The organism is Streptomyces sp. NPDC086519 (assembly GCF_040686075.1).
In the GTDB taxonomy this organism is placed as follows: Bacteria; Actinomycetota; Actinomycetes; order Streptomycetales; family Streptomycetaceae; genus Streptomyces; species Streptomyces shenzhenensis.
In genome coordinates, this window is the sequence record NZ_JBFBJL010000098.1 from 1 (window position 1) to 26,268 (window position 26,268).

Annotated in this window: 23 protein-coding genes; 10 read left to right on the plus strand and 13 right to left on the minus strand. The window is 72.9% G+C overall.

Annotated elements, in window-relative coordinates; translation table 11 throughout:
• A partial coding sequence (locus tag AB0P24_RS44510) for a glycoside hydrolase family 48 protein (RefSeq protein ID WP_365804601.1) occupies positions 1 to 1,206 on the plus strand: 1,206 nt, incomplete at its 5' end.
• Between the two features lie 203 nt (positions 1,207 to 1,409).
• On the plus strand, positions 1,410 to 4,079 hold the full coding sequence (locus AB0P24_RS44515) for a cellulose binding domain-containing protein (protein ID WP_365804603.1): 2,670 nt from the start codon (positions 1,410 to 1,412) through the stop codon (positions 4,077 to 4,079).
• Between the two features lie 233 nt (positions 4,080 to 4,312).
• Here AB0P24_RS44515 and AB0P24_RS44520 read toward each other — a convergent pair whose 3' ends face one another.
• A complete protein-coding gene (locus tag AB0P24_RS44520; protein WP_365804605.1) occupies positions 4,313 to 5,095 on the minus strand; it encodes a class I SAM-dependent methyltransferase in 783 nt (260 codons plus the stop codon).
• 5 nt (positions 5,096 to 5,100) lie between these two features.
• Positions 5,101 to 5,406: a 4a-hydroxytetrahydrobiopterin dehydratase gene (locus AB0P24_RS44525; protein WP_234537630.1), complete on the minus strand. Its 306-nt coding sequence runs from the start codon at positions 5,404 to 5,406 to the stop codon at positions 5,101 to 5,103.
• Between the two features lie 158 nt (positions 5,407 to 5,564).
• Between AB0P24_RS44525 and AB0P24_RS44530 the strand changes: the two genes are divergently transcribed.
• From AB0P24_RS44530 to narJ, 4 genes are all read left to right on the plus strand, one after another.
• Positions 5,565 to 6,431: a helix-turn-helix transcriptional regulator gene (locus AB0P24_RS44530; protein WP_365804607.1), complete on the plus strand. Its 867-nt coding sequence runs from the start codon at positions 5,565 to 5,567 to the stop codon at positions 6,429 to 6,431.
• 86 nt (positions 6,432 to 6,517) lie between these two features.
• Complete coding sequence (locus AB0P24_RS44535) at positions 6,518 to 7,381, plus strand: helix-turn-helix transcriptional regulator (RefSeq protein WP_365804609.1); 864 nt, start codon at positions 6,518 to 6,520, stop codon at positions 7,379 to 7,381.
• Positions 7,382 to 7,398: 17 nt separating this feature from the next.
• Positions 7,399 to 8,214 (plus strand): SAM-dependent methyltransferase, encoded by an 816-nt coding sequence (locus AB0P24_RS44540; protein WP_365804611.1) that lies wholly within the window; start codon positions 7,399 to 7,401, stop codon positions 8,212 to 8,214.
• 494 nt (positions 8,215 to 8,708) lie between these two features.
• Positions 8,709 to 9,254: a nitrate reductase molybdenum cofactor assembly chaperone gene (gene narJ, locus AB0P24_RS44545; RefSeq protein ID WP_365804613.1), complete on the plus strand. Its 546-nt coding sequence runs from the start codon at positions 8,709 to 8,711 to the stop codon at positions 9,252 to 9,254.
• Between the two features lie 64 nt (positions 9,255 to 9,318).
• Here narJ and dnaK read toward each other — a convergent pair whose 3' ends face one another.
• The 6 genes from dnaK to AB0P24_RS44575 all read right to left on the minus strand — a co-directional run bounded on the left by dnaK (position 9,319) and on the right by AB0P24_RS44575 (position 17,670).
• Positions 9,319 to 11,166: a molecular chaperone DnaK gene (dnaK, locus tag AB0P24_RS44550; protein ID WP_365804615.1), complete on the minus strand. Its 1,848-nt coding sequence runs from the start codon at positions 11,164 to 11,166 to the stop codon at positions 9,319 to 9,321.
• A 137-nt stretch (positions 11,167 to 11,303) separates the two neighbouring features.
• Complete coding sequence (locus AB0P24_RS44555; RefSeq protein ID WP_234537613.1) at positions 11,304 to 11,729, minus strand: OsmC family protein; 426 nt, start codon at positions 11,727 to 11,729, stop codon at positions 11,304 to 11,306.
• A gap of 67 nt (positions 11,730 to 11,796) precedes the next feature.
• Positions 11,797 to 13,593, minus strand: a complete 1,797-nt coding sequence (locus tag AB0P24_RS44560; RefSeq protein WP_365804618.1) for a hypothetical protein — start codon at positions 13,591 to 13,593, stop codon at positions 11,797 to 11,799.
• Positions 13,590 to 14,651: a MoxR family ATPase gene (locus AB0P24_RS44565; RefSeq protein ID WP_365804620.1), complete on the minus strand. Its 1,062-nt coding sequence runs from the start codon at positions 14,649 to 14,651 to the stop codon at positions 13,590 to 13,592. The genes AB0P24_RS44560 and AB0P24_RS44565 overlap by 4 nt, the downstream gene beginning before the upstream one ends.
• A 109-nt stretch (positions 14,652 to 14,760) precedes the next feature.
• On the minus strand, positions 14,761 to 16,761 hold the full coding sequence (locus AB0P24_RS44570; protein WP_365804640.1) for a phage holin family protein: 2,001 nt from the start codon (positions 16,759 to 16,761) through the stop codon (positions 14,761 to 14,763).
• Between the two features lie 477 nt (positions 16,762 to 17,238).
• Positions 17,239 to 17,670, minus strand: coding sequence for a hypothetical protein (locus AB0P24_RS44575; RefSeq protein WP_365804622.1), 432 nt, complete (start codon positions 17,668 to 17,670; stop codon positions 17,239 to 17,241).
• Positions 17,671 to 17,753: 83 nt separating this feature from the next.
• Here AB0P24_RS44575 and AB0P24_RS44580 point away from each other — a divergent pair, with 83 nt between their 5' ends.
• Together AB0P24_RS44580 and AB0P24_RS44585 are read left to right on the plus strand one after the other, a co-directional pair.
• Entirely contained in the window at positions 17,754 to 18,527 is a 774-nt protein-coding gene (locus AB0P24_RS44580) for an MBL fold metallo-hydrolase (protein WP_365804624.1), read from the plus strand.
• A 2-nt stretch (positions 18,528 to 18,529) separates the two neighbouring features.
• On the plus strand, positions 18,530 to 19,168 hold the full coding sequence (locus AB0P24_RS44585; protein WP_365804642.1) for a VTT domain-containing protein: 639 nt from the start codon (positions 18,530 to 18,532) through the stop codon (positions 19,166 to 19,168).
• Between the two features lie 132 nt (positions 19,169 to 19,300).
• On the opposite strand, the gene AB0P24_RS44590 is transcribed toward AB0P24_RS44585, so the two are convergent.
• The 3 genes from AB0P24_RS44590 to AB0P24_RS44600 all read right to left on the minus strand — a co-directional run bounded on the left by AB0P24_RS44590 (position 19,301) and on the right by AB0P24_RS44600 (position 22,910).
• A complete protein-coding gene (locus AB0P24_RS44590) occupies positions 19,301 to 20,434 on the minus strand; it encodes an MBL fold metallo-hydrolase (RefSeq protein WP_365804626.1) in 1,134 nt (377 codons plus the stop codon).
• A complete protein-coding gene (locus AB0P24_RS44595; RefSeq protein ID WP_365804628.1) occupies positions 20,431 to 21,735 on the minus strand; it encodes an aminotransferase class I/II-fold pyridoxal phosphate-dependent enzyme in 1,305 nt (434 codons plus the stop codon). The genes AB0P24_RS44590 and AB0P24_RS44595 overlap by 4 nt, the downstream gene beginning before the upstream one ends.
• A 98-nt stretch (positions 21,736 to 21,833) precedes the next feature.
• Positions 21,834 to 22,910, minus strand: coding sequence for a hypothetical protein (locus AB0P24_RS44600; RefSeq protein ID WP_365804630.1), 1,077 nt, complete (start codon positions 22,908 to 22,910; stop codon positions 21,834 to 21,836).
• A gap of 237 nt (positions 22,911 to 23,147) precedes the next feature.
• Here AB0P24_RS44600 and AB0P24_RS44605 point away from each other — a divergent pair, with 237 nt between their 5' ends.
• A complete protein-coding gene (locus AB0P24_RS44605) occupies positions 23,148 to 23,528 on the plus strand; it encodes a DUF2795 domain-containing protein (RefSeq protein WP_365804632.1) in 381 nt (126 codons plus the stop codon).
• A 78-nt stretch (positions 23,529 to 23,606) separates the two neighbouring features.
• Positions 23,607 to 24,140 carry a type 1 glutamine amidotransferase domain-containing protein gene (locus AB0P24_RS44610; protein WP_365804634.1) on the plus strand — a complete coding sequence of 178 codons (534 nt, stop codon included), beginning with the start codon at positions 23,607 to 23,609 and terminating at the stop codon, positions 24,138 to 24,140.
• 37 nt (positions 24,141 to 24,177) lie between these two features.
• Here the strand turns inward: AB0P24_RS44610 and AB0P24_RS44615 are convergent, their stop codons facing one another.
• Both AB0P24_RS44615 and AB0P24_RS44620 read right to left on the minus strand, forming a co-directional pair.
• Positions 24,178 to 24,435, minus strand: a complete 258-nt coding sequence (locus AB0P24_RS44615) for a DUF6158 family protein (RefSeq protein WP_365804636.1) — start codon at positions 24,433 to 24,435, stop codon at positions 24,178 to 24,180.
• A gap of 90 nt (positions 24,436 to 24,525) precedes the next feature.
• Positions 24,526 to 26,145, minus strand: a complete 1,620-nt coding sequence (locus AB0P24_RS44620) for an ATP-binding cassette domain-containing protein (protein WP_365804638.1) — start codon at positions 26,143 to 26,145, stop codon at positions 24,526 to 24,528.
• Between the last annotated feature and the right edge of the window lie 123 nt (positions 26,146 to 26,268).

The window sequence follows — 26,268 nt, forward strand, 5'->3', positions numbered from 1 at the left end:
GCGGTGCAGGCCGCGTACTGGGCGGACGTGTGGGCGAAGCAGCAGGGCAAGGGCGGTGACGTCTCCGCCACCGTGGGCAAGGCGGCGAAGATGGGCGACTATCTGCGCTACGCGATGTACGACAAGTACTTCAAGAAGATCGGCAACTGCGTGGGTCCGACGACCTGCCCGGCCGGCACCGGCAAGGACGCCTCGGACTACCTGCTCTCCTGGTACTACGCCTGGGGCGGCGCGACGGACTCCAGCGCGGGCTGGGCGTGGCGGATCGGGTCGAGCCATGTGCACGGGGGTTACCAGAACCCGCTGGCCGCCTACGCGTTGAGCTCGTACGCCGACCTGAAGCCCAAGTCGGCGACCGGGGCCTCGGACTGGGGCACCTCGCTGACACGGCAACTGGAGTTCTACCGCTGGCTGCAGTCTTCCGAGGGAGCCATCGCCGGTGGTGCGACGAACAGTTGGCAGGGGCGGTACGCGAGCCCGCCGTCCGGTACGCCGACGTTCTACGGCATGTACTACGACTGGGAGCCTGTGTACCACGACCCGCCGTCCAACCAGTGGTTCGGCTTCCAGGCCTGGTCGATGGAGCGGGTCGCCGAGTACTACCAGCAGACCGGCAACGCCACGGCGAAGACGATCCTCGACAAGTGGGTGGCGTGGGCGCTGTCCAAGACCACGATCAACCCGGACGGCACGTATCTGATCCCGTCGACACTCCAGTGGTCGGGGCAGCCCGACACCTGGAACGCGTCGAATCCGGGGGCGAACAGCGGACTTCACGTCACGGTCTCCGACTACACGAACGACGTGGGTGTCGCTGCCGCGTACGCCAAGACGCTGACGTACTACGCCGCCAGGTCCGGTGACGCGACGGCGAAGTCCACGGCCAAGGCGCTGCTCGACGGCATGTGGAACAACTACCAGGACAGCCTGGGGATCGCGGTGCCGGAGACGCGGGCCGACTACAACCGCTTCGACGACAGCGTGTACGTGCCGAGCGGGTGGAGCGGGAAGATGCCGAACGGGGACGCGATCAACTCGTCGTCGACGTTCGCGTCGCTGCGGTCCTTCTACCAGAACGATCCGGCGTGGTCGAAGATCCAGAGCTATCTGGCGGGCGGGGCCGCGCCCGTGTTCACGTATCACCGGTTCTGGGCCCAGGCGGACATCGCGCTGGCCATGGGGTCGTACGCCGAATTGCTGGAGTAGTCCGGCCGCGTCCGCGCCGCGGCTGGTCGCGCGCACCCGGCGGAGCCGCACCTGGACACAGCTCCGTGCCCCTTTCGGGGCGCTGTGACCCACCGCGACGCGACAGAACCGTTGCCGGGCCGTCCTCACCCGCGCTGGGGACGGCCCGGCAACTCTCTCTCCCGCGAGAAAGCGCTTACCCCTCCCTCCCGGAAAGGACCCCCATGCGAAGAACCCGCATCCTCACCGCGGTGCTGGCCCTCGCGGCCGGTCTGCTCGCGGGCACCCCGCCCGCACTCGCCGGCACGACCCAGCGGGTGGCACTCGCCGCCGACACCTACACCTGGAGCAACGCCCGGATAGACGGCGGTGGTTTCGTCCCGGGCATCGTGTTCAACCGCTCGGAGAAGAACCTCGCCTACGCCCGTACCGACATCGGCGGTGCCTACCGGTGGTCGGAGGCGACGAAGACCTGGACGCCGTTGCTGGACTCGGTCGGGTGGGACGAGTGGGGGCACACCGGGGTGGTGAGTCTGGCCTCCGACTCCGTCGATCCGGACAAGGTGTACGCGGCCGTCGGGACGTACACCAACAGCTGGGACCCGACCGACGGTGCCGTGCTGCGCTCCCTTGACCGGGGTGCCAGCTGGCAGAAGACCGATCTGCCGTTCAAGCTGGGCGGCAACATGCCCGGCCGGGGCATGGGCGAGCGGCTGGCGATCGACCCGAACAAGGACAGCGTGCTGTACCTGGGCGCGCCCAGCGGCAAGGGCCTGTGGCGGTCCACGGACTCCGGGGTGACCTGGTCCCAGGTGACGAACTTCCCCGACGTGGGCACCTATGTGCAGGATCCGGCCGACACCACCGGCTACGCCTCCGACAACCAGGGCATCGTGTGGGTCACCTTCGACGAGTCGACCGGCACGGCCGGTACGGCGACGAAGACGATCTACGTCGGGGTCGCCGACAAGGACAACGCGGTGTACCGCTCGACGGACGCGGGCGCGACCTGGACGAGGCTCGTCGGTCAGCCGACCGGGTACCTCGCCCACAAGGGCGTGCTGGACGCGAAGAACGGCTACCTCTACCTCGCCTACAGCGACAAGGGCGGTCCGTACGACGGCGGCAAGGGCCAGCTGTGGCGGTACGCGACGGCGACCGGCACCTGGACGAACATCAGCCCGGTCGCGGAGGCCGACACGTACTACGGCTTCTCCGGGCTGACGGTCGACCGGCAGCACCCCGGCACGGTGATGGCGACGGCGTACAGCTCCTGGTGGCCGGACACGCAGCTCTTCCGCTCCACGGACAGCGGGGCGACCTGGACGAAGGCGTGGGACTACACGTCGTACCCGAACCGCTCGGACCGCTACACCCTCGACGTCTCCTCCGCTCCCTGGCTGACCTTCGGCGCGAACCCGTCGCCGCCCGAACAGAGCCCGAAACTGGGGTGGATGACGGAGGCGCTGGAGATCGACCCGTTCGACTCGGACCGGATGATGTACGGGACGGGGGCGACGCTGTTCGGCACCGAGGATCTGACGCAGTGGGACAGCGGCGGCCAGTTCACGGTCAGGCCGATGGTGCAGGGCCTGGAGGAGACCTCGGTCAACGACCTGGCCGCTCCCCCGTCCGGCGGGGCCCAGCTCTTCAGCGCGCTGGGTGACATCGGCGGCTTCCGCCACACGGACCTGACCAAGGTCCCGTCGATGATGTACACGTCCCCGACGTTCACGACGACCACGAGCCTGGACTTCGCCGAGGCGAACCCGAACACGGTGGTCCGGGTGGGCGATCTGGACTCCGGTCCGCACATCGCGTTCTCGACGGACAACGGCGCCAACTGGTTCGGGGGGACGGATCCCTCGGGGGTGAGCGGCGGCGGCACGGTCGCGGCTGCCGCCGACGGGAGCCGGTTCGTGTGGAGCCCGGCCGGCACCGGCGTGCAGTACGCGACGGGCTTCGGCTCGTCCTGGGCGGCGTCGAGCGGGATCCCGGCGGGCGCGATCGTCGAGTCCGACCGTGTCGATCCCAAGACCTTCTACGGCTTCAAGTCCGGGAAGTTCTACGTGAGTACGGACGGCGGGGCGACCTTCACGGCGTCCGCCGCGACCGGGCTGCCGAGCGGTGACAGCGTGCGGTTCAAGGCCCTGCCCGGGACGAAGGGCGACATATGGCTGGCCGGCGGCGCGGCGGACGGCGCGTACGGCCTGTGGCACTCGACCGACGGCGGCGCGTCCTTCGCGAAGCTCGCCGACGTCGGCCAGGCCGACACCATCGGTTTCGGCAAGGCGGCGCCGGGAGCCTCGTACCAGACCCTTTACACCAGCGCGAAGATCGGCGGGGTACGCGGCATCTTCCGGTCCACGGACATGGGTTCGACCTGGACCCGCATCAACGACGACGCCCACCAGTGGGGCTGGACCGGCGCGGCCATCACCGGTGACCCGCGCGTCTACGGCCGGGTGTACGTCTCGACGAACGGCCGGGGCGTGATCTACGGCGACACGTCCGACACCGGCGGGGGCGGCGGCGGAGGCGACGGTGGCGGGGGCACCGATCCCACGCCCTCCGGTGCCTGCACGGTCGCCTACACCGTCACCAACCAGTGGACGGGCGGCTTCCAGGCGGACGTCCGGCTCACCAACACCGGCTCCACGGCGTGGAGCGGCTGGTCCCTCGGCTGGTCCTTCCCCGACGGGCAGACCATCGGCCAGCTCTGGAACGCCGACTGGACCCAGTCCGGCACAGCCGTGACAGCCAGGAACGTCGGCTGGAACGGCACGGTGGCCTCCGGTTCCTCGGTGTCCTTCGGCTTCACGGGCACCTGGACCGGCAGCAACACCGAACCCACCGCCTTCGAGCTGGGCGACCAGACCTGCGCGGTCGCCTGAGAAGCGGGGGCGCGTGCCGCACCGGGCACGCGCCCCTCTGATGTGCTCCCGGCCTGAACCGGTGAACCCGTCGGGGCCGGTGCCGAGCCGGCGCCGGCCGACCAGGTTGCCGGCGTCGGTGTGGACGCGGACCACGCCCCGGTCGCGGACCACGCCCCAATCGCCGGCCTCGGCCAGGCGGGCGGTGGCCGGTTCCGCGGTGGCCGTGGGCAGGACGGTGCGGCCGGCGGCGATCAGGCCTCCGGTTTCCTGAACGCCCGTACACGAAAACGCGGGTCGGGCCGGCGGCGGTCCTGGTCGGGCAGGGCCGCCAGCCGCTCGGCGAACGCCTCGGCGCGGGGGTCGTCGGGCGGGAGCATCGTGAACCAGCCGCGCCGCAGATCGGCGCGGGTGGAGCGGGGGCTGCGGCCCTGGCCGACGCCGGTGAAGACCGCCGCTCCGGCGGGCAGCAGGCCGCTCGCCAGGGCGTACGCGGTCACGTCCGCGGCGGCGTCGGACGCCGGGCGGCGCGGGCGGGCGGCGAGCACGGCGTCGATGTCGCTGCCGACGTCGTGCGCGGCGGCCTTGTCGACGGTGGTGACGTACACCCCGCCGGGCCGCAGCACCCGCGCGCACTCGGCGACGATCGCGCGGACCTCGGCTGCGTCCGCCATGAGGTGGAGCAGCCAGACGGTCGTGACGGCGTCGAACGTGGCGTCGGCGAACGGAAGCCGACGGCTGTCGGCGATCAGTACGGCTCCCGGCAGCCGGGTCGCCGCCATCCGTGCCATGCCCGGTGCGCGGTCCGCGCCGGTGACCCGGAGCGCGGGTCTGGCCGCGGCGAGCCGGCGGGTGACGATGCCGGTGCCGCAGGCGAGGTCGAGGAGACGGGCCGGGCGGCCGGGGCCTTCCGTGCCGCCCAAGCCGTGGGCGTGGTCGGGTATCAGGGTGAGGACGGCGTCGGCGGCTGCCTCGGCGCGGGCCTCCCCGCCGCGGGTCGCGTCGTAGGCGGCGGCTTCCTTGTCGTAGTCGAGCACACGGCTCAGTGTGCTCCGTGGCCTGCGGCGATGTCCTCCACCCTGTGGGCGAGTTCGAAGTCCTTGCCGGTGACGGCGCCGCCCACGCTGTGGGTGTTCACGGTGAGGGCGACGGTGTTGTAGCCGAGGGTGAGGTCGGAGTGGTGGTCGAGCTCGTCCTGGATGCGGGCGATGTGCACGACCAGGGCGACGGCGGCGAAGTGCGAGTCGAGGCGGTAGGCGCGGGCGAGCCGGTCACCCTCCTGCGACCAGCCGGGCAGCTCGGCCAGCCGGTCCTCGATCTCCTGCTGCGACAGCGGTGCGACGGCCATGGTGCGGCTTCCTTCCCGGGTACCGGCGAGGGGCGTAGGTGCGTTCAGCCTGCCACGGCCAGGCCCTCCGGGCGGCGATCGCACGCCGCCGTCGGTGCGTCGCCGATGCGTCGCCGACGCTTCGCCGAGGGTGCCGCTCCTCGACTACGGTCGTAGGCATGACCATCGTCGCGTCCGGTCCCGCCGCCACCCCGACCGCCCCCGACGGCAAGGGCGTCGGCCCGCTGCTGCGCGCGTGGCGGGAGCGGCGGCGGGTGAGCCAGCTGGAGCTGGCACTGCGTGCCGACTCCTCGGCCCGGCACATCAGCTTCGTCGAGACGGGCCGGTCCCGGCCGAGCGAGGAGATGGTGCTGCGGCTGGCCGAGCACCTGGACGTGCCGGTACGGGAGCGCAACGCGCTGCTGCTGGCCGCCGGTTACGCCCCGCACTACCCGGAGACCCCGCTGGACGACCCGGCCCTGGAGGCGCTGCGCGACGGCATGGAGCGGCTGATCCAGGGCTACGAGCCGTATCCGGCGCTGGTCGTGGACGCCACGTACACGGTGGTCGCCGCCAACCGGGGCATCGCGATGCTCCTGGAGGGCGTCCCGGAGTCCCTGCTCGCGCCCGCCCCGAACGCGATGCGGCTGACCCTGCACCCGGAGGGGCTGGCGCCGCGCATCCGCAACCTGCGCGAGTGGCGCGGGCATCTGCTGGAGCAGATGGAACGCCAGATCGCACTGCACCGCTCGGAGGCGTTGCGGGAGTTGTACGAGGAGGTCGCCGGCTATCCGGCGCCGGCCGGCGTGGGCGTCGGCGAACCCGCCGAACCCGCCGAACCCGCCGAATCGGCTGAATCGACCGAACCCGTCGCGTACTTCGCGCTGCCGCTGCGGATCGAGCACGCGGGGCGGGTGCTGTCGTTCGCGTCGTCGATCTCGACGTTCAACACGCCGATGGACGTGACGGTCGCCGAGCTGGCCATCGAGACGTTCCTGCCCGCCGACCCGGCGACCGCCAAGTACCTGAACTCGTTGGTAAGTTGACCCAAGGAGTTTCCTCGGTCAGGTGTGCGACGCGGCATCCCGTGACACACTGCTCCCCGTACTTGTGCACGTAGGGGAGGCGTGGCGTGAGTGAGCGGCGTGCTGCGCCCACAGTAGGGCAGGTCGTGCTCGGCAAGCGGCTGCAGGAGTTGCGTGAGGCGGCCGGCCTGAGCCGGGACGAGGCGGCGCGGGTGCTGCGGGTGGCGCAGGCGACCGTGCGGCGGATGGAGATGGCCGAGGTCGCCCTGAAGATCCCGTACATCCAGGTGCTGCTGGAGACGTACGGGGTGCCCGCGGAGGAGCAGGCCGCGTTCGTGCGGCTGGCGGAGGAGGCCAACCAGCCGGGCTGGTGGCAGCGGTTCCACGACGTGCTGCCGGACTGGTTCAGCCTGTACGTGAGCCTGGAGGGCGCCGCCCGGGTCATCCGCTCCTACGAACCGCACTTCTTTCCCGGCCTGTTGCAGACCGAGGCGTACGCGCGGGCCGTGATGGAGGCCGGGACGATCGGCCACAGCGATCCCACGGCCGTCGAGCGGCATGTGGCGCTGCGCATGACCCGGCAGCGGCTGCTGGAAAAGGACGATCCGCCCCACCTGTGGGTGATCATGGACGAGACCGTGCTGCGGCGCCCGGCGAGCATCCACTCCGAGGTGATGCGCGACCAGGTCGACAAGCTCCTCGCCTACATCGAGCGGGACCGGGTGACCCTCCAGATCGCCGAGTTCGCGAGCGGCCCGCACCCGGGGACGTACGCGCCGTTCACGCTCTTCCGGTTCGCCGAGCCGGAACTGCCCGACATGGTCTTCACCGAGTATCTGACCGGCGCCCTGTACCTGGACTCCCGCGACGAGGTCGAGGCGCATCTGGAGGTCCTGGACCACATGACGGCCCGGGCGGCCTCGGCGCAGCGGACCGAGGAACTGCTGCGGGAGTACCGCGACAAGATCTGATGTGAGGAGCACGGACTGTGACCGCACCCGAGCCCGCCCCGAGCGCGATCGACACGAGCCGGCCGCATCCGGCGCGGGTGTACGACTGGTGGCTGGGCGGCAAGGACAACTACCCGGTGGACGAGCAACTGGCCCGGCGGATCCTCGCCGTGGACGGCACCGTGCTGCGCGGGGCGCGTGCCAACCGCCGGTTCATGCAGCGGGCCGTGCGGACGGTCGCGGAGTCCGGCACCCGGCAGTTCCTGGACATCGGCACGGGCATCCCGACCGAGCCGAACCTGCACCAGGTGGCGCAGGGTGTGGCGCCGGAGTCGAAGGTGGTGTACGCGGACAACGACCCGATCGTGCTGCGCCACGCGGAGGCGCTGCTGCGGGGCACGGACGAGGGCAGCACCGAGTACGTGCACGCCGACGTCCGTGACGTCGACACCCTGCTGGCCCGGGCCGCCGAGACCCTGGACTTCGAGCAGCCCGTCTCGCTGTCGCTGGTGGCGCTGACCCACTACCTCGACGACGACCCGGACGGCGACGACGTGTACGGCCTGCTGCGCAGGTACGTCGACGCGCTCGCGCCGGGCAGCCACCTGATCCTCTCCCAGGTCACCCCGGACCTCAGCCCGGAGGCGATCGCGCAGGCGGCGGAGAGCTTCCGGCGCGGCGGGACGCCGTTCCACCCGCGTACGCTGCCCGAGTTCTCCCGCTTCTTCGACGGCCTTGAGCTGCTCGGCCCCGGGGTGATCCCGGTCTCCGGCTGGCGTCCGGAGCCGGTGGACGTGGCCGTCCAAGCGGAGGGCATCGTGCCGGTGTACGGCGGTGTCGCCCGCAAGGTCTGACCCGTCCGGGTGCCCTGAACAGGTGCGTTCCCGTGCCCGCCCCTAGCGTCGAAGCGACGGGTGAGCGAGGGAGCGGACGTGACGGACACGCGGACACCGCCGAAGGAGCCGGGTGCGGCGCTGCCGAGCGCCGCCCGGTCCCTCTGGTCCTTCCGGTCCTTCCGGTCCGGCGGACCCGCGCTCGACCCGCGCAGTGTGGCCCTGCCCGGCGGCCCGGCCCCGGCACGGAGCCGGGCGCGGCGATCCTCACTGCCGTCGGCGCACGCGGCCGGAGCGGACCGGGGGCGGGTACCGGCCGCCGCCGACCGCCGAGTACGAGGAGCGGTACGCGCGGCCTCCCCTTCGACGGCGGCCCCGGCATGGTCGGCGACGGCCCCTTCGGCCAGGACTCGGGGTGGGCACTGCTCCCCGTGGTGCCGGTGGAGGACTTCCACGGTCCGTGCAGACGGCGGACGGCAGACCGCCGGTACTCCCGACGAGGCGAAGGAGGACTGATGCCCTCGGACGCGGTGTTCTACCAGGCGGCGGCGCTCTGTCTCACCTACCCGGACGACGACTTCATAGCCCGGCTGCCGCTGCTGCGCGAAGCCGCCCCGCAACTGCGGGAGTTCACCGACCACGCGACGGTGACCCCACCGCGGGAGCTGGCCGCGCACTACGTGCAGGTCTTCGACTCCAAGAACCGGCACAGCCTCCACCTCAGCCGGTGGCGGGACGACGACACCCGTGGCCGCGGCATGTCGCTGGTCCGGCTCCAGGACATCTACAAGGCGTACGGCATGGAGTTCACCGGCGAGGAGCTGCCGGACTTCCTCCCCGCGGTGCTGGAGTTCACGGCCCGCACCGGCAACACCGACCTGCTCACCGAGCACCGCGACTGCCTGGCACGGCTCCGGTGCCGGCTCATCGACTTCGGCACCCCGTACGCGTCCGTCCTGGACGCGGTCTGCGCCGCCCTGCCGACGGGGCCCGGTGCCACCGCCACGACAGGTACGGCCGGGCCGGCCGCGCCTCCCCGGCCGACGCGTCGCGACTCCTGAACCGCGGCCGGTCTCCTTACCGCCGCGCCGGCGACCGGCCACGGCGGCGGAATCCGGCGGTGCCTCACCCGCCTGTGCCCTTCTCGTCGTCCACGATCTCGGCGTCCACCACTCCCTCCTCCTCGGCCGCGGGCGCCCGCTCTTCCTCGGTCGAACCGGCGGCGGCCGACGCGTACATGGCCTGCCCCATCTGCTGGCTCACGCTCGCCAGCTTCTCCACGCCCCGCCGCAGCTCGGCGGTGTCGGCGTCCCGTTCCAGCAGCGCCCTGAGCTCGGCGATCGCCGCCTGCACCTCGGTCTTCGTGCCGGCCGGCACCCGCTCCTCGTTCTCCTGGACGAACTTCTCCGTCTGGTAGACGAGTTGCTCGGCCTGGTTCCGGGTCTCCGCCGACTCGCGGCGCTTGCGGTCCTCCTCGGCGTACTGCTCGGCCTCCCGCATCATGCGGTCGATGTCGTCCTTGGGAAGGGCGGAACCGCCGGTCACGGTCATCTTCTGCTCGCGGCCGGTCGCCAGGTCCTTCGCCGAGACGTGCATGATCCCGTTCGCGTCGATGTCGAAGGCCACCTCGATCTGGGGCACCCCGCGCGGTGCGGGCGGCAGACCGGTGAGGTCGAAGACTCCCAGCTTCTTGTTGTACGCGGCGATCTCCCGCTCGCCCTGGTAGACCTGGATCCCTACCGAGGGCTGGTTGTCGGCCGCGGTCGTGAAGATCTCCGAACGCCGGGTCGGAATCGTGGTGTTGCGCTCGATGAGCTTGGTCATGATGCCGCCCTTGGTCTCGATCCCCAGGGACAGCGGGGTGACGTCGAGGAGCAGTACGTCCTTCACGTCACCGCGGATGACACCCGCCTGGAGGGCGGCGCCCACCGCGACCACCTCGTCAGGGTTGACGCCCTTGTGCGGGTCCTTGCCGGTGAGTTCCCGGACCAGGTCGGTGACGGCGGGCATCCGGGTCGAGCCGCCGACCAGGATGACGTGGTCGATCGCCGCCAGCTTCACGCCCGCGTCCTTGACGGCCTGGTGGAAGGGATTCTTGCAGCGGTCCAGCAAGTCCGCGGTGAGCTCCTGGAACTGAGCTCGCGTCAGCTTCTCCTCCAGATGCAGCGGCCCCTCGGCGGAGGCCGTGATGTACGGCAGGTTGATCGACGTCTCCGTCGACGACGACAGCTCGATCTTCGCCTTCTCGGCGCCCTCGCGCAGCCGCTGCACGGCCATCTTGTCGTTGCCGAGGTCGATGCCGTACTGCCCCTTGAACCGCTGCACGAGATGCTCGACGATCCGCTGGTCCCAGTCGTCGCCGCCCAGATGCGTGTCGCCGTTGGTGGCCTTGACCTCGATCACGCCGTCGCCGATCTCAAGCAGCGACACGTCGAAGGTTCCGCCCCCGAGGTCGAAGACGAGGACCGTCTGCTCCTCGCCCCGGTCCAGGCCGTAGGCCAGTGCCGCGGCGGTCGGCTCGTTGATGATCCGCAGCACCTTCAGGCCGGCGATCTCCCCGGCCTCCTTGGTCGCCTGCCGCTGCGAGTCGTCGAAGTACGCGGGTACGGTGATCACCGCGTCGGTGACGTCCTCGCCGAGGTAGGCCTCGGCGTCCCGCTTCAGCTTCTGCAGCACCCGTGCCGACAGTTCCTGGGCCCGGAACCGGGTGCCGTCGACGCTCCCGGTCTCCGGGAACCGCCAGGCCGCGTCGCCCATGTGCCGCTTCACCGAGCGCGCGGTGCGCTCCACGTTGGTCACCGCCTGCCGCTTGGCCACCTCGCCGACCAGCACATCGCCGTTCTTCGCGAAGGCCACGACCGACGGGGTGGTGCGCGCCCCCTCCGCGTTGGCGACGACGGTGGGCTCACCGCCCTCCAGCAGGGCCACCACCGAGTTCGTCGTACCGAGGTCGATACCGACCGCGCGTGCCATGTCCGTCCCCTTCCGCCCAGGGCGCTTCCCGACTCCAGCACAAAACTTGAGCGCGCCGTTGTCAATGCCGGGTACCCCCGTGAACGACGATGCCGCGCCCCAGGAGAAGGGGCGCGGCATGCGGGCGGGTACGGCGCTCAGGCGAGCTTCGCGTCCAGGGTGATGGTGGTGCCGGCCAGGGCCTGGCTGACCGGGCAGTTCTTCTTGGCGTCCTCGGCGGCCGCGGCGAAGCCCTCCGCGTCCAGGCCGGGGACCGTGCCCTCGACGGTCAGGTGGATGCCGGTGATGCCGGTGCCCGGCTGGAAGGTGACGTCGGCGTTGGTGACCAGCTTGGTGGGCGGGGTGCCGGCACCGGTCAGGGCGTGCGACAGCGCCATGGAGAAGCAGCTGGAGTGGGCGGCCGCGATCAGCTCCTCGGGGCTGGTCCTGCCGTTCGCCTCCTGGGAGCGCGAGGCCCACGTGACGGGCTGCTCGCCGATACCGGAGGAGTCGAAGGTGATGACACCGTTGCCCTCGGTCAGGCTGCCTTCCCAGACGGTGTGTGCGGTGCGCGTGGTAGCCACGGTTGTTCCTTTCGGCGATGAAGGCGAATGAACCGGTTCGCTCGCCCCCATCCGATCACATCCGCGCTCAGCGCACCCGGAAGACCGGCCCACGGGCAGTGAACGGCAGGCTACGGCCGTCCGGGATCAGATACGCGTGCTCACGGCGGACCCGCAGCACGTCGCACCAGCCGTCGGTGATCACCAGCACCGGCGCGGCGGGCGGGAAGTCGTCCGCGCGCTGGAGCAGGTCGATGCCGGGTTGCAGGACCGTGCCGCCGCGGCCGTGCACCCGGACCCGGCCGGCGATCTCGGTGGCCGGGAGATAGCCGGCGTCGTGCGGGGCCGCGTCGCAGAAGACGACGCGCGCGGCCGGGACGTCACGGGCCTCGGCGTAGGAGGCGATCGCGCCGAGAGCCTTGCCGAGCAGGGTGCGGTCCATGGAGCCGGAGGTGTCCAGGACCACGCCGAAGGTGCAGCGGGCGACCTCCTCGGGCGGGAAGTACCGGCCCGCGCGCGGAATGTCCGGGGTGGACGACTGCCGGCGCGAGGGGCGGGCGTAGGACCGTACGGCCTCCGGGCGTGGCACGAACTCGTCGAACCAGCGGGCCAGTCGGGCGTCCCAGGGCAGCGGCGGATGGCTGAGCGCGCGGATCTCCTCGACCAGGCCGCCGGGCAGCAGGCCCCGGTCCTGCGCCTGATGCAGGTCGAGGCCCTGGCACAGCCCCCGGCGGTAGAACTCGTCGAGGTCGACGTACGCGCCGGGCGGCCCGAGCGGCGCGCCCAGCACGTCGCCGCGCCCCTTGCCGCGCAGCGTGGCCAGCCGCCGCATCCGTCTCAGGTCGACGGCGATCCGGTCGTACACCTCCTCGGCCGAGAGCCCCTTCAACCCGGCGTCGTACAGCAGCCCTTCGGGCATCGTGCCGACGCGCATCTCGGCCAGCCAGCCGTTGATGACGTAGTCGCAGGCGATGTTGAAGAGGTAGGGGTCGCGGCTGCCGAGGCGGTCGCCGTGGCGCAGGGCGGCGTGCAGCATCTCGTGGGCGAGGACGAACCGCCACTCCTCGTCGTCCATCGTCCGCAGCGGGTTGACGTAGATCTCGCCGGCCTCGGGGTTGACCGCGGCCACGGCGATGTCGTGGGCGCGGGCCAGTTCGGCGTCGGCGACGAGTCTGATGCCGGCCGCGATGCCGCCGAGCAGCGGGTAGGAGGAGACGAACCAGCTCAGTGCCTGTTCCCAGGGGCGCAGCGGGGTGGGCGGGCCGCTCATGGAGGTGCGGCGGCCGCCGGCCAGGTCCATCGCCCGGGACATGGTGCGGGTCAGCGCGTGCGCGAACCCCACCTGCCAGTCGGGGACCTGTCCGGCCCACTTGTTCCAGGAGAGCAGAAGCTGGTCGGGCTCACCGCCGCTGGTCCCGCCGTGCTCGTAGGCGGCCGGGACGCCGCCGGTCCGGCGCCAGCCGGCGGCGAGCCGCTCCTCGTCGCCCTCCGGGTAGGAGGCGGGCAGGTGGTCGGGGGCCTCACCGACGGGGAAGGTCTGCAGGAAGCGGTTGACGACGGTGCAGCGGGCGGCGAGGTCGTAGCGGTCGGGCTGGGTGCGCGGCCCGGTGGCGGCGGGCAGGTGACCGAAGCCGAGGTGGATGGTGCAGTGCGCCAATGCCCAGGCCCACTCGCCCGGTTCGGCCCGGCGGGTGGCGTGCGCGTGCAGCACTCCGTCCGAGTCGGCACGCACCAGCCCCTCGCGGGGCCCGAGTTCGCACTTCTCGTGCCGGCAGATGGTGAACTCGACGGCGCGCAGGGCGGGGTTGGCCCGCAGCAGTTCGACGCCGGCCGCGAAGTTCTCGGCGGCCGGGTCCTGCTTCTTGCGGGCGACGGCTCGGCTCACCGCCGGGCCTCCACCAGCCGGGGCATGTCCCGGGCCGCCTCGATCAGGAACCAGGCGGGCAGGACCGGGTTGCCGTCGGGGTCGGAGGCGATGACGGTCTGGGCGACCTCGACGGAGATCTCGGCCAGCTGCACCAGCAGCGACTTGGCGCGGTACGCGGTCTGCCGGCCGTTCGCCGACATGTGCTCCTTGTCGGCGGGCAGTTCCTTGACCAGCCGCCCCCGGAACGACTCCGCGAGGTAGTACAGCAGGTCGCGGTCCTCGATGCGGGGCGGCCATCCCGCGTCCCCCTTCAGGATCGCCTCGATCCCGAACCGGCTGCGCACGATCTTGACGTATCCGCAGAAGGCGGTGGCGTGCGCGGGCGTCAGCGTGCCGTGCGCCAGGACCTTCAGCGTCGCCTCGTCCAGGTCGCGTCCGAAGGAGTGCAGGGCGTCGGAGAGCATGTGCCAGGAGCGCGGGGTGGAGAACGGCTCCTCGGTCTTCGGCGGCCTGGACCACAGGTGGTCGGGCCGGTCGGTGAGGTGGTCCAGGATCCACGGGTGGATGCCGCCCGCCGCGGCCCAGGCGAGCCAGTCGTGCGCGGAGGCCTCCAGGTGGACGTGGGCCAGCCGGTTGACGAGCGCGGAGGCGATGGGCCGGGCGAGGGCGTTGTCGGTGGCCCGGTTGCCGGCCCCGATCACGATCGACCCCTTGGGCAGCTCGTAGTTCCCGATCCGCCGGTCCAGGATCAACGAGTAGAACGCCTTCTGCACATCAGGGGTGGCCGCGTTCAGCTCGTCGAGGAACAGGCAGTACGGCTCGTCCCGGGCGATCGCCTCGGGGGGACAGAAGACGGACCGTCCGTCCCGGATCTGCGGGACACCGATCAGATCCTCGGGCGCGAGCTGGGTACCCAGCAGGCTCACGCACTCCAGCCCGAGCGATTCGGCGAACTCCCGCACCAGGGAGGACTTCCCGATACCGGGTGCGCCCCAGATGAACACCGGCCGGACGGTGGCGAGCCCGAGAAGGATCTCGGGGATACGGGAGGGGGTGACGGTGACGGCTGCCTGCAAGAGGCGGCTCCTCGGGGGTGTTCGAGAGGTCTACGACTCGAACAGTGTGAGCCGGAGGCGCGAGGAGCGCAGCCGATTTATCCACGGTCGGTGCGGAGCCCGCACCCGGCTACGCGGCCCGCTCCCCCTCCGCGGACAGGGGAACCTGCGGCCCGTCCGCCTCCCGAAGCCACCGCCGCAGCACCTCGTGCACCGCCTCGGCCCCCACGAGTTCCTCCCCCTCCCCCACCGGTACGGACACACAGACCGGCGACAGCAGGAACGGCCGCCCCTGCGCACCCCCCAGCCCCCCGTGCGACCCGATCTGCTCCTCGAACGCCAGCACGTCGCCGGCCTCCGGGTCGTACCACGAGTTCACCATGATGTCGGCGGTGTGCGGAAAGGCGTGCGTGCGCCGTACGGCGTCCGCGGCCCCCGGCCCGAAGAGGCCGAGCGGCCCCGGGTGGCCGTCGAGCCGGTCGAGGGGGATCTCCGCGCCGTACGCGCCGAGCACCACCCCGCCGTGCTCCTCGCTGCGCACCAGCAGGAACCCGATGCCGGGATGGTTGGCGAGGGTGGTGAGCAGGGCCGGATGGCGGGCGTCCAGCTCCTCCTTGGTCATGCGGTGCGGCACGTCCGGGAAGGAGATCAGGCCGAGGTTGCCGGAGGCGAGCACGATCGGCTCCGAGCGCCGGGTCGGCCGGTGCTTCTCGCCGCCCTCCTCGACCGGCCTGCGCAGCGCCGCTCGGACGGCGGCCCGCGCCTCCGTGCCGCTGTGGGTGCTCTCCGCCCGGCGCGGTACGGGCAGTCCGCAGCCGGCCCGGACCAGGTCGCCGAGGGTGAGCCCGTAGCGGGAGTGGAAGGTCTCGCCGGGGCTCTGGCCGTGGTCGGAGAGGACGACGATCCGGTACGGCCGGGGGGCGTGTTCGGCGGCCTTCTCGATGAGGGCGAGGGCGCGGTCCAGGCGTCGCAGCACCTTCTCGGCGTCGCGGCTGTGCGGGCCGGAGTGGTGGGCGACCTCGTCGTAGGCGACCAGGTCGGCGTAGACGGCGGTGCGGCCGACGAGCAGGTCGCCCATGACCGCGGCGACGACGACGTCCCGTTCGACGATGGTCGCGAAGGCGCGGACGAAGGGGTAGAGGCCGCCGCGGCTGACCCGCGGGCGCTGCCTGCGGAGCCGGGCCGCGCTGGACTGGCCGATCTCGCGGGCGACCTCGGCGCAGAAGGAGAGCGCGGTGCGGACGGCGTTGGCGGGGTCGGCGAAGTACGCGAAGTATCCGGCGCGGGAACGGTTCTCCCGGCCGCGGCGGCGGGCGGCTATCGACAGGACGAGGGCCTGTTCGTCGGCCCCGCCGCTGAAGAGGTTGCCGCGGCTGGCGCCGTCCAGGGAGAGCAGTCCTGCGTCGGCGGTGCGCTCGACCGCCCGGCGCTGGAGTTCGGCGGCGCTGGTCGGCCGGTTGCAGACCATCACCTCCCGGTGCTCCTTCTCGTACCAGCGGAAGGCGGGGACGTCGAAGGTGGAGCCGTGCAGGATGCCGAGCTGGCTGGCGCCGGTCTGGCTGGACCAGTCGGTGCGCCAGGGGGTGAGCCGGTGGCTGGCGGCGAGCCATCCCGCCACGGTCGGCATCAGGCCCTTGGCGACCGCGGTGGTGAGGACGTCGTGACCGACGCCGTCGAGCTGGAGGAAGACGGTGCCGGGGGTGGCCGGGCAGGGCGGGTGGGATCTGCGGCGGCGGGTGGCGAGGCGGGAGAGCCGGTGGCGGTAGGCGTCGTCGTCGCGCACGGCGAGGGCACCGCCGGTCGCGGAGGCGACGGCGGACATCACGGCGGCCACGATCACGGCGGTCTCCGGCGCTGCCTCGCTCTGCCCGGAGGGGTTGATGCGCAGCGCGACGAGGAGGAGGGAGCCGTTGAGGAAGAAGACGAGCAGGCCGAGGACGAGGGCGGGCACGAGCAGCAGGAGCCGTACGAGCAGGGGCCAGACGACGGCCGAGAGCACACCGAAGGCGCCGGCGCCGAGGGCCGCGGTCATGGCGATGCGGGTGGCACTGTCACCGTCGGCGGACTGGAGCTGGAAGTCGGGCAGGATGCCGGCGAGGACCAGCATGGTCACGGTGGAGACCACCCACACCGTGACGCTCCGCCCGACCTGGCTGACCACCCGCCGCCACCCCACGCCCCACCGACCTCACGTCCACGACCCCGCCGCCTGGGAGTCTGCCGCCGTCAACACTTTCACACGGACGAGCATCGGATGCGTGTGACGTCGATTGCGGAGGGGAGGGGAGGAGAGGAGGGGACTCCGGTCCGGTCAGGCAGGTCCGGCCCCGCCGGATTGCGCCGTTGCAGCCGAGCGCCCTCGCGGCGAGCTCGAATCGAGCCGGGGTGGAAGGGGGTCGGGGGTGGAAGGGAGCCGAGGGTGGCGGAAGCCGGCCGTCGGGCGTCGGTGTCGGGCCCGAGCGGGCCGGGCGGAGTGCGCTGCGGTTCAGCAGCGTCCCGAAGGGGCGCGGGGCCCTGTCCGACATGCGGCTGCCGCCGCGCGGGCGCGACCGGCCACGACGGCGCCGCGGACGATCGACGGCGCGTCGCGGCACTTCCAGCAGAGCGCCTACCGTCCGTCGTACCCCGCCGTCGGCATGGACAGCCTGCGGTGGATCATGGCCTTCATCCGGGCGTCGTAGCGGGGCTCCGCGCACCCCACCGTCTCCACCCGCACCCCGCGTCGCGTGCACTCCGCCATGAAGTCCTCGACCGACGACAGCGCGCTCTCCAGGACCCGCCTGCTCGGGGCGACGAAGACGTCGAGGCCGGGCCGCACGCCCGTCCACAGGGCGCTGTGGTCGTGGCGGACCCCGCGGACCAGGAGTTCACGGGCGATGACGTATCCGTGTTCCACGGCCCAGCGCGCGCACATCGCGTGCTGGCTGCGGGAGTCGACCAGGAAGGGGTCGATCTCCAGCTCCTCCAGGGGCGTCAGACTCGCGATGGCGGTCACCCGCACCGGCGTGATCCCGCCGGAGGCACCCCGCACCTGTCCCATGGCGTCCCCCTCACCTCCGGGTTTCGCCGCCGACCCTACTCCTGCACGTAGGCTTCGGGGAGTCGCGCGAAGGAGGCAAAGAGGTGCCGGTGGAGATCACCTGGTGGGGTCACGCCACCTGCACGATCGAGGATTCGGGCATACGCCTGCTCACCGATCCTCTGTTCGCGCGCCGGCTCGCGCACCTGCGGCGGCGCCGCGGCGCCCCGCCGCCGCCCGAGGCCCGCCGCGCGGACCTCGCGCTCGTCTCCCACCTGCACGCGGACCATCTGCACGTGCCCTCGCTGGCGGAGCTCACCCCGGGCACGCGCCTGCTCGTGCCCCGGGGCGCACTACGGGCGGTCCCCGCGCTCCGTCGCCTCCGCCGGCTGCGGATCACCGAGATGGGCGTCGGCGACGAGATATCCGCCGGCCCCCTCGTGGTACGCGCCGTGCCCGCGCTGCACGACGGCCGCCGGCTGCCGGTCGGACCGCATCGCTCCCCCGCCCTCGGGTACGTCGTCGAGGGCGCGGGGCGGACGTACTTCGCTGGGGACACCGGGCTGTTCGACGAGATGGCCGAGGCGGTCGGGCCGGTGGACGTGGCCCTGCTGCCGGTCGGCGGGTGGGGGCCGTACCTCGGGGAGGGCCACCTGGACGCCGGGCGGGCGGCGCGGGCGCTGGCCCGGCTGGCGGCGCGCAGCGCGGTGCCGGTGCACTACGGGACGTACTGGCCGATCGGCATGGGCGGGGTGCGCCCGCACGAATTCCACGCGCCCGGTGACGAGTTCGTGCGCCTCGCGGCCGAGTACGCGCCGCAGGTGGCGGTGCACAGGCTCGGCCACGGGGAGAGCGTGCGGCTGGAGGTCGCCCGGTGAGGCTGCTGGTGGTCCTGGCCGCCGCCGGCTCCACGGCGGCGACCTCCTCGACGGCGAACGAGTCCACGCAGCAGGCGATCGGGTATCCGACGCTGTTCCTGCTGGTGCTGATCGGGGCGTTGGTGCCGGTGGTGCCGACGGGGGCGCTGGTGAGTTCGGCGGCGGTGGTGGCGTACCACCAGACGGCGCCGTTCGCGCTGGCGCTGGTGTTCGTGACGGCGTCGCTGGCGGCCTTCCTCGGGGATGCGGCGCTGTACTGGCTGGGGCGGCGTGGGCTGCGGTCGAAGAACGGGTCGCGGTGGCTGGCGGCGATACGGGCGCGGGCGCCGGAGGAGCGGCTGTCGCAGGCGCAGTCGAAGCTGGCCGGGCACGGGGTCGCCGTGCTGGTGCTGTCCCGGCTGGTGCCGGCCGGCCGGATTCCGGTGATGCTGGCGTGTCTGCTGGCGGAGTGGCCGCTGCGGCGGTTCGCGCGGGGGAACGTGGCGGCGTGTCTGGCCTGGGCGGTGACGTATCAGGTGATCGGGATTCTGGGCGGGTCGTTGTTTCCGGAGCCGTGGGAAGGGGTGGTGGCGGCGGTCGGGTTGACGGTGGTCATCAGTGTGGCGCCGAGTGCGTGGCGGCGGGTTCGGTCTGCGGTGTGAGGGTGCGCTACGGGGCGCGGGTGCGTCGCGGGGCGCGGGTGCGTTGCGGGGCGCGGGTGCGTTGCGGCGGGTCGCGCCCGCGCGGCGGCAGCCGCATGTCGGACAGGGCCCCGCGCCCCTAAGGGTGGCGCTCTAGCTGAGGGCGCTCTCAGACGAGGCCCGCTCCAGAGTCCTCGAACCTCCCACCGGCAGATCCCAGAGGTCCTCCCGGGCCAGCTCCGCCCGTTCCCAAGCCGCCCGCACCCGCGTCAACGGCTCGAGTACCGGCTCTGCCGAGAGGATGAACGTGCCCCAGTGCATGGGGGCCATCCGCCTCGCCCCAAGGTCCTGCGTCGCTTGGACCGCCTCCTCCGGGTCGAGGTGGACGTCTCTGAGCCACCAGCGGGGGTCGTAGGCGCCGATGGGCATCAGGGCCAGGTCGATACCGGGATAGCGGCGGCCGATGCAGGAGAACCAGTCGCCGTAGCCCGTGTCGCCGGCGAAGTAGACGCGGCCGCCGTCGGGCGCCGTGAGGACCCAGCCGCCCCAGAGGCTGTGGCAGGTGTCGGTGAGGGTGCGCTTGGACCAGTGGTGGGCGGGGACGAAGTCGAAGCGGACCCCGGACAGTTGGGCCGCCTCCCACCAGTCCAGCTCGGTGACGGTGGTGAAACGGCGGCGCCTGAACCAGCGGCCGAGCCCGGCCGGCACGAACACCGGGGTGTCGCGCGGGAGGCGGCGCAGGGTGGGGGCGTCCAGGTGGTCGTAGTGGTTGTGGCTGACGACGACCGCGTCGACGCGCGGCAGGGTCTCCCAGGGGACGCCGACCGGGGTGACGCGGGCGGGGGTGCCGAGGATGCGGCGGGACCAGACCGGGTCGGTGAGGACGGTCAGGCCGCCGATCCGGACGATCCAACTGGCGTGTCCCGCCCAGGTGACGGAGACGGTGTCGGCGGCCACGCGGGGCAGCGGTCCGGGTTCGTAAGGCAGGCGGCGGACGTCGGCGAGGCCCTCGCGGCCGGGGCGGACCGAGCCCTCGCGGGCGAAGCGGGCCAAGGCCTTGAGGCCGGGCAGGGGGGCCGTCAGGCGGTCGTGGAAGGTCCGTGGCCACACGCGGAGTTCGCCCAGCGGGCGGGGGTCGGCGAGCGGCGGGGCCGCAGGCGCGTAGGGACCGGCTTCCCTGGTCGTCGTAGCGGTCGTCGTGGCGGTGGTCGTGGCGGCGGTCTTCGTAGGGGCAGGCGTCGTGGGGGCAGTCGTCGTGGACCCTGGCTCATGCGTCTGCTGCGTCATCGAGGAGGCTCCCATCGCTGAGCGTCGTCGCGGAGATCGCCGAGTACCGACCTCAAGGACATCAACGCGCGTTGCACATGTGGCAGTTCCAACGGCGCGGGTGACGTGAGGCATTCCAGGCGTTCCGATTCGGCGCCGCCCAGCAGTGGCCCGGTGGCGAGCCGGACGCGCAGCGCGTCGAGGTCGTCGCCGAAGCGGTGGCCGCCGGCCGCCGGCATGCCCAGCCGGGCGGTGAGGAAGTCCTCCAACTCCTGTGCGTCGCCGACCCCGTGGGCGCCGAGCGCGGCGCGCAGCGGCTCCAGGTCGGCGTACAGGTGACGGCCGGCCTGCGGGGGCCGGGCCAGGGCACCGCAGGCGACGACCGCGGTGTGCGCGGCGGCGGCCAAGCGCGCGTGCAGCCGTACGACGGCTTCCCGGCGGGCGGTGACGGGCTCGGGCTCGTCGAGCGCGTAGCCCGCGGCGACCGCGACCGGCACGGCGAGGCGGGCGCCCAGCGCCGTGAGGATGTCGAGCACGCGCGCGTGCAGGGCCGTACCGGTGGCGCCCGCCGGGAACCGGGCGACGGCGGCGGGCCAGCCGGCCGGCAGCAGGGCACCGGCCAGGTCGGTGACCACGGTGACCCGGTCCGGGAGCATCTCGGCGGGGCTGAGCAGCACGGTGGCGTCCGGGGCGTGCAGGGTGTCGCGCCAGGTCTCGTCGCTGACCAGGTGGAGCCCCGCGCCGGTCGCGGCCTCCACGGTCTCGTGCAGCAGTTCGGGCGGGGCGACGGTGGCGGTGGGGTCGTCGGCGACAGAGAGCACCAGCAGCCGGGGGTCGCCGCCCTCGTCCCGGACCCGGCGCACGGTCTCCAGCAGCGCGTAGGGGTCGGGCGCGCCTCCGGACTCGGCCGGGGTGGCCACGTGGAAGACCGGCCTGCCGAGGAGTCTGGCGTACGGCGCCCACCAGGCGGCGCAGGGGCGCGGCACCAGGACGTCGCCGCCGAGCGCGGCGGTGAGCGCCAGCAGCAGGGCGGGGGCGCCGGGCCCGGCGGCGACCCGGCCGGGCGGGGCGGGCAGTCCGCGGCGTTCCCAGTAGCCGCGGGCCGCGTCCAGCAGCGCCGGTCCGCCGCCGACGGGCTCCTCCGCGCCCTGGTTCGCGGCGGCGGCCAGTACGGCGGTGAGCTCGGGCAGGACGGGCAGCCCGTCGTCGGGCAGGGGCGGGCCGTAGCGGACCGGACCGTGGCCTTCGGGCGACGCCGGCGCGCTCTCCTGCGGGGAGCTGCCGTCCGCCGGTCCGTCGGCCCCGGGATCCGTCCGCCGCATGTCCGCCTCCGCGCAGTCCGTGGTGCCGTGTGCTGTCCGGTCCGAGTCGTGCGTACGGTGCCGGAGCGGTCGCTCCGGGGTACCCGGTGGCGGCCCGGTCACCCGTCCGCGCCGGGCCTCCCGCCCCACAGCCGGCCGCCCCACAGCCGCCCGCCCCACAGCCGGTAGGCGGCGCCGCAGCAGGCGGCCGCGATCAGCATCCCGCCCGCGACCAGCGCCGGGACGGACGTGTCGTAGGCGCCGCCGTCCCCGGCCGCCACGCCGTGCTGTAGGCCCCCGGCGGCGCAGGAGCCGTCGTCACCGCCGTGCGCCCCTTGGCACTCCCGTCCGGGATCGGCACCGTCCTCGCCCCGAGGATCCACGGCGTCCCCGCCACCGTGCGTCCCGCGAGAGGCCGCACCGTCACCGGGAGAGACCGAGGCGCCGTCACCGCGGCCGGCGGTGCCTTGGTCAGGGCGGGGAGTCGTGCCCTCGTCAGGGCGAGGAGCCGTGCCCCCGTCAGCGCCAGGAGCCGTGCCCCCGTCACCGCGGCCGAGCATGCCGTTGTCTCCGCCCAAGGCCGTTCCCGCGTCACCGCCCACGACCGCCGACCCGTCGTCCCCGTGCGGGACCGCGCCTCCGTCCCCCGGGGGCAGCACACCACCGCCGACCTGGGGCGGCACACCACCGCCGACCTGGGGCGGCGCGCCGCCGCCCTGGAGAACCGTGCCGCCGTCCGCCCCGGAACCGGTGCCCGCGCCGTCGCCCCGCGCCAGGGCCAGATGCGTGCTCCACGGCCGCCGCCCCTGCTGCCCGCCCGCTCCCGGGCACGTCCCGTCGACCGTCCGGGTGCCGGCCGGCCCGGCACCCGCCGTGTCCCCCTCCGTATAAGTCCCCGGCGTGCCCGCGGAGACGACCCGCGCGGTGCCCCGATAGGTCAGCCCGCCGCCCTGTTCGACCCTGGCCAGCCGCACGGTCTGTCCGGCGAACGCCGACGACGTGGCGTCGATGGCCGCGGGCGCCTGCCCGGCGGCCTTCTCGCAGGTCACGGAGACGACGACGGTGGCGCCTGGACGGGCGTTGCCGGGGCTGACCTCGGCGGCGGGATCGGCTGCCGCGACGGCGGCCGTACCGGTGGCGCCGCACGCGGCACCCGCCAGGACGGCGACGGACAGGGCGCGAACGGTGCGGCGCATGGGTGCGGCTCCTTGCACGGACGACTCGGAGGCACGGGGTCCGTACCCCCGCAGCCATCACAGCCCGCCGCACGCGCCGCCGCGCGCGGCCGGACCCCATTCGCGGGACACGCGCCCTCTTTCGGGTGACACCACGGCCCGCTGCCGGCGGGGCTGGAACGGCCGGGTGGTTCCCCGTGTCGGTCTCCTGTCCTCGGGTACGCGGACCGCACCCCCTGAAGCACTTGGAGGGAGAACATGCAGCGAGGCAGTGCCCGGCTGAACGTGTACCGGGACGACGAGATGAAGCACGAGCTCCAGGGCCTGCTCAGGTCCGGGCATCCGACGCGCACGGAGGACTGGAACGACCCCGAGCCGCCGGCCGAGGACGATCCGGAGGTGTACCGCGGTCCGAGGATGCCGGGAACGAGTGAGCGGCAGTCGCCGGAGAGCGTACGGCTGGAGGTGGCCCGGTCCCTGACCCGGCACGACTTCCCGGCGACGGCGCGGGAGCTGGCCGACGCGCTGCGGCGCGGGAACGCCCACGACGATCTGGTCGAGCGGGTCTCCCGGCTGCCGCGCTCGGCGCGCTACGGCAACCTGCTGGCGCTGGCCGAGGCGGTGACCGGCCGGGAGTGAGCCGGGGCGCAGGAGTACGAAACCGCGCGCCGGCGGGCCGCGCAGCCCGTCGGCGCGCCTCGGAAAGGAGTGAGCGTCATGCGTATCGCGTTTCTGGCCGCGCCCGAGGGCGTCGAGCAGGTGGAGCTGACCGAGCCGTGGAAGGCCGCCTCCGACGCCGGGCACGAGCCGGTGCTGGTGTCGACGAAGCCGGGGAAGATCCAGGCTTTCGATCACCTGGACAAGGCGGACACGTTTCCGGTGGACGAGGTGGTCGGCGAGACGTCGGCGGAGTCGTTCGGGGCGCTCGTGCTGCCGGGCGGGGTGGCCAATCCGGACATTCTGCGGATGGACGAGAAGGCCGTCGCATTCGTGAAGGGCTTCTTCGACACCGGTAGGCCGGTCGCGGCGATCTGCCACGCGCCCTGGACGCTGGTGGAGGCCGACGTCCTGCACGGCCGGACGCTGACGTCCTGGCCGAGCCTGCGGACCGACATCCGCAACGCGGGCGGCACCTGGGTCGACGAGCAGGTCATGGTCTGCGACGGCGGCCCGGGCAAGCTGGTCACCAGCCGTAGGCCGGACGACCTCAAGGCGTTCTGCGAGGCCTTCCTCGACGCGTTCGCCGAGTAGTCCGGGGCCGACGGGCCGGGACGGGGGCGCCGCGGCCTCAGCCGGCCGAGGCGCCCGGTGTCGCCGTCTCGGCGCAGCTCCGCTCCCGGGCGCCCTCCCGGGTGCGGCCGGCGGTGACGAGACGGCGCGGATTGCGCCGCAGGTACTCGCCCTCCAGCTGGGCCATGCGCTCGTTGTGGGCCCGCAGCGCGTCGTTCGAGCCGTACAGCAAGGTGTCGTGGCGGGTCCGGTGGATGGTCTCCAGCTCCTTCATGAGCTGCTGGTCGTCCAGCCGGCTGGGGTCGACTCCGGTCATGGTGGTACCCCGCTCGTCGTGTGGGTCCCGGCGGTCCGGATTCCTGCCTCCACTGTACGAACATCCGGGCGCGCGGGCCTCCCTGCGGACCTACCGCACCCGCTCCACCCGGCGCTCGTCCCACACCGGCTCCGAGGTCTCGCGGACCCGGCCGTCGCTGCCGAAGACCAGGTAGCGGTCGAAGGAGCGGGCGAACCAGCGGTCGTGGGTGACGGCGAGCACCGTGCCGTCGAAAGCCTCCAGACCCTCCTGGAGGGCCTCGGCGGACTCCAGGTCGAGGTTGTCGGTCGGCTCGTCGAGGAGCAGGGCCGTCACTCCCTGCAGCTCCAGCAACAGGATCTGGAAGCGGGCCTGCTGGCCGCCCGACAGCCGTTCGAAGTTCTGTTCCGCCTGCTGGGTGAGTTCGTAGCGGCGCAGCCGGGACATCGCCGCGCCGCGGTCCTGGGAGTGCTCCGACCACAGGATGTCCAGCAGGGTGCGGCCCTCCAGTTCGGGGTGGGCGTGGGTCTGCGCGAAGTGCCCGGGCACCACCCGCGCGCCCAGCTTCCACTGCCCCGTGTGCGCCACGTCCTCGCCGGCCAGCAGCCGTAGGAAGTGGGACTTGCCGGAGCCGTTGGAGCCGAGGACGGCGACCCGTTCGCCGTAGAAGACCTCCAGGTCGAAGGGCTTCATCAGGCCGGTGAGTTCGAGCCCCGCGCAGGTGACGGCCCGTACGCCGGAACGGCCGCCCTTGAGGCGCATCCTGATGTCCTGCTCGCGCGGCGGCTCGGGCGGCGGGCCGGCCTCCTCGAACTTGCGCAGCCGGGTCTGGGCGGCCGCGTACCGGGAGGCCATCTCGTGGGAGACGGAGGCGGCCTGGCGGAGGTTGAGCACCAGCTTCTTCAGCTGCGCGTGCTTCTCGTCCCAGCGGCGGCGCAACTCCTCGAAGCGGGCGAAGCGTTCGCGCCGGGCGTCGTGGTAGGTGGCGAAGCCGCCGCCGTGCACCCAGGCGTCGGCGCCGGCCGGCGAGGGCTCCACGGAGACGATCTTCTCGGCGGCGCGGGCGAGGAGTTCACGGTCGTGGGAGACGAACAGGACCGTCTTGCGGGTCTCCTTCAGCTGTTGTTCCAGCCAGCGTTTGCCGGGCACGTCGAGGTAGTTGTCCGGCTCGTCGAGCAGCAGCACCTCGTCGGTGCCGCGGAACAGCGCCTCCAGCACCAGCCGCTTCTGCTCTCCGCCGGAGAGGGTGCGCACCTGCCGCCACTGGGCCTTCTCGTAGGGCACCCCGAGCGCCGCCGTGGTGCACATGTCCCAGAGCGTCTCGTGCTCGTAGCCGCGCACCTCGGCCCAGTCGGCGAGGGCCTGCGCGTACCGCAGCTGGGCCGCCTCGTCGTCGACGGTCATGATGGCGTGCTCGGCCTTGTCGACGGCCTGCGCGGCCTGACGGATCCGGGGCGGGGCGACGGACACCAGCAGGTCGCGCACGGTTGTCTCGTCCCGTACGGAGCCCACGAACTGGCGCATCACGCCGAGACCGCCGCCCACGGTCACGGTGCCGGCGTGCGGCTTCAGCTCCCCGGAGATCAGCCGCAGGAGCGTGGTCTTGCCGGCGCCGTTGGGTCCGACGAGGGCGACGGCGGCGCCCTCGCCGACCCGGAAGGAGACATCGCCGAGCAGCGCCCTCCCGTCGGGGAGGTAGTACTCGAGGTGCGCGGCTTCCAGATGTCCCATGGTGAGGGATTCTGCGGGGCATCCGTGGCCGGGGGCAAACCGTTATCGGGCCGGGTGCGGGCCGGTGGGGGCCGGTCGCGCAGTTCCCCGCGCCCCTTGAGGGGCGCTGCCGTGACGCGCCCC